Source organism: bacterium, from assembly GCA_023145965.1.
Lineage (GTDB): Bacteria > UBP14 > UBA6098 > UBA6098 > UBA6098 > UBA6098.
The window spans coordinates 1-8,305 of sequence record JAGLDC010000069.1; the positions used below are offsets into that span (position 1 = coordinate 1).

An 8,305-nucleotide genomic window follows, 5' to 3' on the forward strand; every position below is an offset into this window, starting at 1 on the left:
TCCTGCCGGGAAGAGGATTTCAGCCACATAAACATCGTCCATATCTGGATCGGTGAGGACATTTTCAGTGGAACTCCAGCTATTGAACGAGCCGCCCACTGTTACATCTCCTGTAATCTCCTCTAGAGTCATATCCAATTGAAAGGTCACTGTCACATCTATAGAAGTGACATCCACAATATGAAGAACTCCCGGAGAGGATTCGTCGAGTGGCACACTATTCTGATCGGAACCTGTTGCTGTTGAAGTATCCGTCGAGTCGAAAACCTCACAATAATAGTTAATGTCTCCTACAGAAGATGGCGCAGGTATTGTCCCCGTATATTCGTCGTTATTTCCAACATCCCCGTTATAGGTCATCTCGATCTCATCCCAGACAACCGAGGAGGCTTCTTTCCAGTATATCGTAGCTGCCAAACCTTCGCCGCGACCGGTCGAATCCGTAACACCATCCTTCCAAATTTGAAAATAAACATCTATTGGCGAATCGAGGGGTTGATCGCTATCAGAGTTAGGCCAAATATTACCGCACCAACCTACTGCAGCAAATGCAATATTAATTGATAAAATCATCAGAAATGCTAGTTTCCAGGCTTTCATTTTGCCCTCCTTGTTTTATTATTTTAATAAAAAAATCCTTTTAGTGGTTAAACTTCCACTCGCTGTAACCGATACTAGATAACATCCTACAGGAAGTTCTTTGCCGTTGTTATCCATGCCGTCCCATTCGATTGTTTGACGCGTCAATCTCCCTATAATACCATCTCTATCGCTTTTTGAGCAACTCCAGACCTTCTTACCCGAAATGCTATATATATCTACTGCCGGAGACTCATTAATATTAAAACCAATTCCAAGGTCTATTTTAACTGATGAATTAAATGGATTTGGGGAGGCTCCGACTGTTAATCCACTTGGATTAAGAGCATCGTCAATCCCAACAATAAAATCGCTTAAACAAAACTCCTCGATAAATGCGTCAGCCTCACTACGGACAACGAAGCATAAATCCACATTATCAGCATAAGCCTCGATATAATTGTACGAGCTAGCACATTGGATAGTGAATTCACCACCCGAAACCGAATAAAGCGGTGCACCACCTCCTCCGGCAACAAAATAATGGATTCCATCCACATAGCTATGCTCATAACAATGATCGTGTCCCGCAGTCACAACCGCAACACCATATAAGTCATAAAGTGGTTTCAATATCGAACGCACAAGTATATTACTGCCATGGTTACTTGTAGAATATGGCGATTCATGCTCATTCACTATTATCCAACGAGTAGTCGAGGGTATAGAATCGGCAAGAGTCGCTTCTATCCAATTGTATTGTTCGCTTCCTTCAGCAAAATTATTATAGACATTAATATTGAGTATCGAGATGCATCCTGCGTGGATAGCATACCATTCTTCATTATTAGGCAGATCGAATAGATATTTATAAATATCGTATGGTATCTCGTGATTACCTATAGTCGAGACATAAGGCACTCGAGCCGCAAGCGTATCTGTTGCCCTAAAATATGCATCCCAATCGCCGACGCTCCAAGCGGCATCCCCTAAATCTCCTGTGTGTATAACTAGTGAGGGATTCGTTTCGACCATCCTCTCGCACACTACCGTATGCACACTCTCGTTGGTTCGACAATCACCATAAATGCAAAACCTTATCGGTGAACCTGGTCGAGCCATCGTTCTAAATGAATAAACCGGTGAGACATCATCACCGGCAGTTATACGATAATAAACCCTTGTCCCAGCGGAATATCCCGAAATATTATAAGAAGCGCGTATATCGATTTCAGAAATATCTACACCATTATCGAGAGTTCCGTCGCTCCAATAAGCAGCAGAATCATCCCATTCGATATTTGCAGAATCCCAAATATCCTTGCCGAATTGGATAGTTGCTCCACTTGTCGAAGGACAGGTAAGATACGGCCCATAATTGATGCCAGCTAAAATCGAGCTAACAAACAAGATTAAAGCAATAAAATAACTCTTTTTTGTTAATACTACCATAAACTCAATATAAGAATAATTAACTTATAAAATATATATTCATTTATGGTTTTCGCAATCTATATTGCTCTTAAAACAGCTGCTACCTCGAAAGCATTTATAATATTATCCTCTAACTACAGCAACAACGGTAAATAATGGAATAAATTTATGAAACTACAAATTTCGCTATATCATCGAGAAAGATAATATTACCCTTTTAAATCTACAGGATATTCAAAGGTTACCTTTTGAAATTCATAAGCGATTAGCCTTATTTCCCAACTCGACATATATCATAAAATCTTATGGTATTCTTCAGTTATTCTATCAATACAATCAACATCAGCAATTCTCGAAAGATCGATTTTCAAGAATCCCGCCCTGTTCGAAAACCACGTAATTTGACGCTTTGCATAATTACGAGTCTTTTTCGCTATATCCGCCTTTAATTCGTCATAAGAAATATCGCCTCGAAGATGGCTCATAATCTCGCGATATCCTATCGCGCTCATACCGGGACTTTTCTCATCGAAGCCCGATTGCATAAGCTCGCGTGTCTCATCTATCCAACCCCCATCGAGTAGCATCCCTACCCTCTTATTTATTTGATGATACAATTGCTCGCGATTCATATTAAGAAAGAACTTCAAGAACCGCCAATTAGATGCGGGGGAATAGGTTTGCTCAAAATTATCGCTAAGCGACTTGCCAGTCGAATAATACACTTCGAGGGCTCGGATTACTCGTCTATGATTATTCGGATGTATTTTCGAAGCTGATTCTGAATCGAGCTTTGTGAGAAGAGAGAAAAGATTCTCCCCATTGTTTAACCTCGCTTCTAGATCCAATCTTATAGAAACATCTGGCTTAGGTGCTTCGAATATGCCTTCGGTTAACGCTTTTATATATAATCCTGTTCCACCTATTATTACCGGCACTCCCCCGCCTTTTTGGATTTGATTAAGGCGTTCGACGGCGAGTTTAGCCCAATTAAATGCTGTGCAGGTCTTATTTGGTGATATATATCCAACAAGGTGGTGCTTTATTTCAGGATCAATAGGGGCGCAGGTTCCAATAGGCATTTCTTCATAGACTTGCCGCGCATCGGCGGAGATAATCTCCCCACCTAATCTTTTTGAGACTTCAATACCTACAGCCGTTTTGCCAATAGCAGTAGGACCGGCAATAATAATTGCGAGATTTAATATAGTCAATTCATTAAGGGGTCACATCATATGATGTCAGCTCTTCATAATAGGAGTGATCAGAACCACTTTCGTAATAATCGTCGCGCTTCACCAAGCCGACTTCGTCAGCACACCATATTGTGCTTAGAATTGTGTCATTCCCGAAACTTACCGCGAGAATTGCATCGAGGCGAAGGCAATCCTCAAAGGTGCCAGCAGGAACCGTAACATCTTCGACACCAATTACTGTTATAAAGAATGTAATATCAGCGGAAAGAGGACCCACCTGTTTATGAATTAAAGTTGTAAAAGTGTCACCTATGGCGAATTCTAGTGGAATAACCCTAAATGGAACAAAAGGATTCCCTCCAAATTCTTCGATTGTCGTATTAACCTCGCCCATCCAAACATAATCACCATCATTCAAGAAAAAGCTGGAATCCTGATCGACTTGCCTGAACCACGATAACCCTACCGGGTAATCAGGCTGAACATAACCTAAAGTATCCTCAGAAAAAACGACAGTGCCGGAAATAACCTTAGTTGTAACATATTGCGTATCAGGATCAGTTTCGGAACAATTGTATATCCACGTTACCCCCTCCATCAAAGGAAAAGAGACAGTGTATATTTTATCATCTTCAGGATCATCTCCACCGCCAACACCACACGCCAAGAAAAGCGACAAACAAAGCAAGGCGATTAAACAGATAAATTTTTTAGAAAACATAAATACCTCCGCTATTTTCTTTCAAACCTTTTTTCCAATTCATCGATGGATATTTTTACAATAGTAGGCCGCCCATGAGGACAGGTATATGGTGACTGTGTTGCGAATAATCTATCAAAAAGATAAGCCATCTCTTCAGAAGTCATTTTATCTCCAGCCTTTATGGCCATATGACAAGCGGCCAGGGCTGCAAATTCTTCTATAGCGCTCGAACCAGCACCACCATCAGCTATATCGTCGAGCATCTCTAGAAGCGCTTTTCCTTCGCCAAAATGCGGGATTTCCTGCGGGACAGCCTCGACAAGAATATGCCCCGGCGCAGTAGGGCCAAACTCGAAACCCAGGCTTTCAAGGCTTTCACGGCTCTCGTCGAGAGTTGTCTCTTGAAAACCATTCAGTTTAATAGCAATTGGGAAAAGTAATCTCTGACCGACTCCCGGCTCTTTATGAAGGCGTTCGAGAATCTCTTCATAAAGAATCCTCTCGTGAGCGGCGTGCTGGTCGATTATTATTATCCCACCTTTAGTTTCGGCGAAAATATAAGTTCTATGAATTTGCCAGAAAGCCGGTAATACACCCTCATCTCGGTCATTACGAGGAGGATTATAAAAAGTAGGCGTCGAGAATATCTCGTGTTCTGTGATTGCCTTCTCTCTCTGTGGTGACTCGAAATCGAAATTCGCAGGTGCATTTTGAGGTGATCGCATAGTAAAATCTGAGCTAAAAGAACCAGGTTTCCTAATAATATCAAAAAAATGTCCATCCGCCTTAGCTTCTATCGCGGATGAGATAGCTCTAGTAACAGCTTTGAAAATCGAGTCAGTCCTACGAAAACGAACTTCGAGTTTCATTGGGTGAACATTTATATCAACCAATTCGGGGTCCACCTCCAGATACAGCATCACCTGCGGAAATTGACCAGAGGGTAAAGTGCCCTCATACGCCCTTTTAATTGCGGCTGATAATGTTTTGCTTTCTATTGGACGCCCGTTCAGAACAAATCGAATATTACGACGGCTACCCCAATGAATATTGGGCGGCGCGGCGAATCCGAAAACTGCAACCCCCGGCTCACCCGCCTCGATCTCTTTCATTTCTGAAACGCGTTCTGATCCCCAAAGCGCAATAAGTCTTTCCTTATATGTGTTTACTCGAGGGAAATCCATATGCACTTTTGAACCATGTTTTAAAACGAACGCAACTCTCGGATATGCTGCAGATACCCTTTCGCATATATCGAGCACATGTCCAAATTCTGTAATCGCTGTTTTTAGAAACTTCCTGCGTGCCGGTGTATTGTAGAAAAGTTCGGCCACTCGAACAGTCGTGCCTATTTGCGCTCCTACCTCGTTTAAATCAAGTATTTTACCATGATCAATGATAGCTTTTGCACCGAGCTCATTAGCGATGTTGCGAGAAATAATCTCTATCCTGGATATAGAAGCAATGGAAGGAAGCGCTTCACCACGAAATCCAAGGGTATTTATGTGTCTAAGGTCGTCAGCATCGGATATCTTGCTTGTGGCATGACGGGTAAGTGCAAGATAAATCTGATTTGGGGCAATTCCGTATCCATTGTCAGTCACAACAACCAAGTTTTTGCCACCCTCTTCGACTAAAATTTCTATTCTTGTAGCATCAGCATCGATAGAATTTTCGACGAGTTCTTTCACAACACTGGCCGGTCTTTCAACAACCTCACCTGCGGCTATCCTATTGGCAACATATTCCGAGAGAACTACGATATCACTCATCGATCGGTCTCCCAGTTTCTAGGATAAGACTTCAGATAGTGGCAAAAGCGGACACTCATCATTCTTTTTGCTTTTTCGATAGATTCTGAGTAAAGCAATTCCTTTTCTTTACCAGAGTGATTTTTCAGGCCGGAATACCGAATAATGGTCCATAGAAGGTGATTTCTCTTGTATCTGAATGTCTTTTCGACTTCGGCGAGGCAATCACTATTCAATCTTTCGGCGGCATCTTGTAAAGCCAAGGCGGAAACCCCATCAGAGAGCTGCAATGCGGCGGACATATCGTTCGCGTTCTCGGCCGTATCCCACAGGTGTTTTATCTTACAGAGTTCGCGAGTAATCTCTGTCGAGCCCGCACCCATAACCAAAAAAGAAAAGTATTGAAGATAATCTTTTTTAGCCTTATATAGATTTTTTTTGTATAATTTGTTTTTATTTAAAACAACAAATAAATAAATAACAACCGCTGCAAACAATACACTTAAAGTTATGTAATACTCAATTTTCACAGTATTAAAGCCTTGTAAATTTGTAATTGAAAATCATTGATCAACTTCTTCTTTGATATTCCGGCCTTCAATCTTTTCGCCTAGAGGACCTATCCAAGGGATTTTCCAAAGCTTTCCTTGAATAACATAGATTACACCAGCAAGCGCGACAATTGCGGCTAGAAAAAGGGCAACTTTCCAAAAAAGCGCTCCTAAAATGGCTACTATCTCGAAAAGAAAAAGAATGATCCCTTGTTTACCATGTTCATATGCGAATCTATTAGTGTTCTTGCCCTTGATATATGGGATAAAGCATAAAAATGGGATATAAGCTAAAAGAGCTAATCCTCGACCTTCATCAATTTCGTCCATTTCTATCGGTTCCGATGCGCTATAGAAAGAATCGCCTTCGCCGATAAACCTCCCTTTGCGAGCAAAATCCTTTATAAATCCGATATTATCCTTCAATATTATACCGCCTCTGAGGCCGATAGGAAAAATTTAGCTTTAACGATCATCGGGTTTTCCGGATACTCTTCGATGAATTGGGTTAAGAGCTCTTTCGTTTTTTGCGGATTACCAGCTGATTTATAGTTTAAAGCTGCTTTATATAGCAAATTCGCACGATCGAAATATTCGGGATATTCATTGTAAAGCGCTTCGAGATCAAACGCAGCGGATTTATATTCGGCTCGATCAGATTTAACTCCGGCTAAGCCTGCACGAGCACCTATTATCATATCCATATCTTCAAAACCGCTTTGCAGAAAGGCATTCCAGTAGATTTCTGCTGAATCTGGCGAGCCGGAAGAGTAATATATATGCCCGAGAAGAAAACTCCCAACCTTATAGGCATCGGTTTTGGGATATTTATCGACAAGAACAAGAAGAGAATCTCTTGCTTCGCTGAACTCGTTAGCTTGATATGCAACCTGAGCAATACCCAACAGGGATTGGGCCTTCTCGGCTTTTGAATTGGAGTAGTTCTTCAAAATAACAATGCCTGCGACCAAAACCACGAGCACAAGCACCATAATTATAACACTCTGCATGTTTTCCTTGGCATATGATGCCCCCTGAACCATCGTAGTAACGAATTTATCCTCTTTCATCTCATGCTTGGTCATTTTATGCTTTTCCATCGATCCTCCGTTATGTGCCTTACCCCCGGCCCGACTTGAACGGGCGACCTACGGTTTAGGAAACCGTCGCTCTATCCACCTGAGCTACGGGGGCATAAATCATAATTAACAAAATACAAAACCTTCCGCTTGAAAAAACTCCCAAGCGGGCTAAGGGTGAACGGCATAGAAATTACAGAACAATTTAGGTTATGTCAAGTGTAATGTTCAATGAGCTATCGATTAGAAATGATTGAAGATTGCAGTAAAATATTCAGAGTGTATTCGGTTTTCAATTGGCTTCATCCAATAGCCAAATTGTAGATTAACCAGATCAATACAGCTCGCTAAATTTCAAAGAAATAACATTATTAATCCCTAAATAGATCTCAACGCTGTCATAATTTTTGTTATTTCAACAATAAGGTTCTAATATAGACATCACTCGTTTAAAAATCTCCGCTCCTCACTCTCGACTTAATTCCCCTTGCGCCCCCGAAATCCATATTTTATATCGTGTGACAAAATAAAAAATGGAGAGGAAATAAAGGACAAAAAAACTTTGAAATAGCCTTGAAAAAACTCGCAACTACCCTTTCCGAACATGTGAGTAACAAAGACAGGCGATGGGATGTCAAGGGATTCGGCCACACTATTTTGCCGAGTTACGTAAATTAACGTATGCCATCGGGGAGCCGACGCCCGGATTTTCTTGGGAAAATTCTTCGACTACGGAAGCGAATCGTGCTGAAAGCGCGTTGAGCACGAATGCCTCCGGCGCTTGCCGGTTCGCGTTCGGCGGGCTGAACCGGCACGGCGGGCAACCTCTCCGGCGCATTGACCGAGGGCAAGTTGCAGGCGGGGGCTATAACCGCCGCCGACCCGATTTCGTGGCGCGTGGTTGTGGGCGCGGCATTGGGCGGAGAATTTACGAAGGTTATCCTTGTCGACCCACCGGGCGACGATACCAAACCGACGAACCTCTCTGCGGACATGGTGAAACGCGCCGCAC

General features: G+C 42.1%; 9 protein-coding genes and 1 tRNA gene. All 10 read right to left on the reverse strand.

Annotated features, from left to right (window positions below):
* Positions 1–600 (reverse strand): hypothetical protein (locus KAH81_06935; protein MCK5833388.1); only part of this gene is annotated, 600 nt, incomplete at its 3' end.
* 18 nt (positions 601–618) lie between these two features.
* Complete coding sequence (locus tag KAH81_06940) at positions 619–2,031, reverse strand: metallophosphoesterase (protein MCK5833389.1); 1,413 nt, start codon at positions 2,029–2,031, stop codon at positions 619–621.
* A 275-nt stretch (positions 2,032–2,306) separates the two neighbouring features.
* Entirely contained in the window at positions 2,307–3,227 is a 921-nt protein-coding gene (miaA, locus tag KAH81_06945; protein MCK5833390.1) for a tRNA (adenosine(37)-N6)-dimethylallyltransferase MiaA, read from the reverse strand.
* Between the two features lie 4 nt (positions 3,228–3,231).
* The gene (locus tag KAH81_06950) at positions 3,232–3,930 is read right to left on the reverse strand and encodes a hypothetical protein (GenBank protein ID MCK5833391.1); all 699 of its coding nucleotides are present in this window, start codon (positions 3,928–3,930) and stop codon (positions 3,232–3,234) included.
* 11 nt (positions 3,931–3,941) lie between these two features.
* On the reverse strand, positions 3,942–5,684 hold the full coding sequence (gene mutL, locus KAH81_06955) for a DNA mismatch repair endonuclease MutL (GenBank protein MCK5833392.1): 1,743 nt from the start codon (positions 5,682–5,684) through the stop codon (positions 3,942–3,944).
* The gene (locus KAH81_06960; GenBank protein ID MCK5833393.1) at positions 5,681–6,046 is read right to left on the reverse strand and encodes a hypothetical protein; all 366 of its coding nucleotides are present in this window, start codon (positions 6,044–6,046) and stop codon (positions 5,681–5,683) included. Before KAH81_06960 ends, mutL begins: the two co-directional genes overlap by 4 nt.
* Before the next feature lie 180 nt (positions 6,047–6,226).
* Positions 6,227–6,640 (reverse strand): hypothetical protein, encoded by a 414-nt coding sequence (locus KAH81_06965; protein ID MCK5833394.1) that lies wholly within the window; start codon positions 6,638–6,640, stop codon positions 6,227–6,229.
* A gap of 2 nt (positions 6,641–6,642) precedes the next feature.
* Positions 6,643–7,314, reverse strand: coding sequence for a tetratricopeptide repeat protein (locus KAH81_06970; GenBank protein MCK5833395.1), 672 nt, complete (start codon positions 7,312–7,314; stop codon positions 6,643–6,645).
* Between the two features lie 20 nt (positions 7,315–7,334).
* A tRNA-Arg gene (locus KAH81_06975) sits at positions 7,335–7,408 on the reverse strand.
* A gap of 559 nt (positions 7,409–7,967) precedes the next feature.
* Complete coding sequence (locus KAH81_06980) at positions 7,968–8,108, reverse strand: hypothetical protein (protein ID MCK5833396.1); 141 nt, start codon at positions 8,106–8,108, stop codon at positions 7,968–7,970.
* Positions 8,109–8,305 lie beyond the last annotated feature (197 nt).